3 protein-coding genes are annotated in these 2544 nt (G+C 72.4%); all 3 read left to right on the forward strand.

From position 1 onward, the window contains the following. The first annotated feature begins 4 nt into the window (after window positions 1–4). A complete protein-coding gene (locus AC3XYG_RS31765) occupies window positions 5–1003 on the forward strand; it encodes an ABC transporter ATP-binding protein (protein ID WP_489143889.1) in 999 nt (332 codons plus the stop codon). Further along, window positions 1000–2076 (forward strand): ABC transporter ATP-binding protein, encoded by a 1077-nt coding sequence (locus AC3XYG_RS31770; RefSeq protein WP_489143887.1) that lies wholly within the window; start codon window positions 1000–1002, stop codon window positions 2074–2076. Before AC3XYG_RS31765 ends, AC3XYG_RS31770 begins: the two co-directional genes overlap by 4 nt. 23 nt (window positions 2077–2099) lie before the next feature. Then, window positions 2100–2544: ABC transporter substrate-binding protein (locus AC3XYG_RS31775; protein WP_489143888.1), on the forward strand; the 445-nt coding region annotated here is incomplete at its 3' end.

Raw genomic sequence — 2544 nt, forward strand, 5'->3', positions numbered from 1 at the left:
CGCCGTGGCCCCGGCCCGAGAGACCGTGCTGGCGGTCGAGAATTTCAGCCTCAGTCTGTCGCTCGGCCGCGACCACAGCCTGGTCGACGGCGTCTCCTTCTCCGTCGCCCGCGGCGAGACGCTGTGCATCGTCGGCGAATCCGGCTGCGGCAAGAGCATCACCGCCCTGGGGCTGATGGGGCTGCTGCCGCCGGTGGCGCGGGTCACCGCCGGCACCGCCATGTTCGAGGGCCGCGACCTGTTCCGCCTGACCGACCGGCAGCGCGCCGACATCCGCGGCGACCGGATGGCGATGATCTTCCAGGAGCCGATGACGTCGCTGAACCCGGCCTTCACCATCGGCAACCAGATCGCCGAGGGCATCCGCCGGCACAAGGCGATGGGCAGGACCGAGGCCCGCGGCCGGGCGTTGGAGATGCTGCAGCGGGTGCGCATCCCGGCGCCGGAAAAGCGGCTGGACGCCTATCCGCACCAGCTGTCGGGCGGCATGCGCCAGCGCGCCATGATCGCCATGGCCCTGGCCAACGCGCCGCAGCTGCTGATCGCCGACGAGCCGACCACGGCGCTGGATGTGACCATCCAGGCGCAGATCCTGGCGCTGGTGCGCCGGCTGCAGGACGAGACCGGCACCGCCATGATCCTGATCACCCACGATCTGGGCGTGGTGGCGGAGGTCGCCGACCAGGTGGCGGTGATGTATGCCGGCCGCATCGTCGAATCCGGCCCGGTCGACGCCATCTTCGCCGACCCGCAGCACCCCTACACCATCGGCCTGATGGGGTCGGTGCCGTCGCTGGGCCGGCGCGAAGGGCGGCTGGCCACCATCCCCGGCACGGTGCCGCCGGCCGACCGCATGCCCGCCGGCTGCCGCTTCGCCCCGCGCTGCCCCTTCGCCGCGCCACGCTGCGCCGCCGAGGCGCCGCCCGCCGCCCTGGTCGGGCCGGACCACCGCGCCGCCTGCTGGTTCGCGCCGCTGGAACTGCACGCCGGAGGCGCCGCATGAGCGAGACAGCACTTCTGGAGGCCCAAGGCCTGGTCAAGCGCTTCGGCGGCGGGCGCAGCCTGCTGGGCGGGTCACCGCTGGTGCATGCGGTCGACGGCGTGTCGCTGGCGATCCGGCGGGGCGAGACCTTCGCCGTGGTCGGCGAATCCGGCTGCGGCAAGTCGACCCTGGGCCGACTGCTGCTGCGGCTGATCGAACCGACCGCGGGCGACGTGGTCTATCGCGGCCGCAGCCTGACGGCGCTGAGCCCGCGCGAGATGCGGGCGCTGCGGCGCGAGCTGCAGATCATCTTCCAGGACCCCTTCGCCTCGCTGAACCCGCGCATGACCGTGGGCGATATCGTCGGCGAGCCGATCTGGCTGCACCGCCTGGCCCCCCGGGCCGAGCGGCGCGAGCGGGTGGCGGAGCTGCTGCGCATCGTCGGCCTGCTGCCGGACCATGCCGGCCGTTATCCGCATGAATTCTCCGGCGGCCAGCGCCAGCGCATCGGCATCGCCCGCGCTTTGGCCGGGCAGCCGGTGCTGATCGTCGGCGACGAGCCGGTCTCGGCCCTCGATGTCTCGATCCAGGCGCAGGTGATCAACCTGCTGGAGGAACTGAAGGAACAGTTCGGCCTGACCCTGGTGATCGTCGCCCACGACCTGGCCGTGATCCGGCACATGAGCGACCGGGTGGCGGTGATGTATCTCGGCGAGATCGTCGAGCAGGCGCCGGTCGACGCGCTGTTCGATGCGCCGCTGCACCCCTACACCCAGGCGCTGATGAAGGCGATCCCGGTGCCCAGCCCGGCCGGCCGCCGGGCCAAGACCCTGCTGCAGGGCGACGTGCCGAGCCCGACCGCGCCGCCGCCCGGCTGCCGCTTCCACACCCGCTGCCCGCACGCCAAGCCGCTGTGCAGCGAGGCCCGGCCGGTGGCCGAGGAGGCGGCGCCCGGCCGCAGCGTCGCCTGCCATTTCTGGCGCGAGATCCAGGATGCCGGCAGCGGCGCCCTGACCGCCCCGCCGACGCCGCCGAACCTGGCGGCGCGGCTGTCGCTGTACCGCGCCCGCCAGGCGCAGCTCGCCCGATCATAAGAAACCGAACAGGAGGCTCACACATGCGCGCACGCCCCATTCTCCTCATGCTCGCCGGCCTGCTGCTCAGCGGCACGGCCTATGGCCAGACCACGCTGCGGATCGGCCTGAACGAAGACCCCGACGTGCTGGACCCGCACCGGGCCCGCACCTTCGTCGGCCGCATCGTCTTCGCCTCGCTCTGCGACAAGCTGATCGACATCACGCCGGAGCTCGGCTTCGTGCCGCAGCTGGCCACCGCCTGGTCGTGGAGCGACGACAATTTGACCCTGACCCTCACGCTGCGCGAGGGTGCCACCTTCCAGGACGGCTCGGTGATCGACGCCGCCGCGGTGAAGGCCAATCTCGACCGCGCCCGCACCCTGCCGGACAGCCTGCGCAAGAGCGAGCTGGCCTCGGTCGCCGACGTCGTGGTGGTCGACCCGAAGACGGTGGCGATCAAGCTGTCCCGGCCCGACGCCACGCTGC

Source organism: Inquilinus sp., assembly GCF_057815775.1.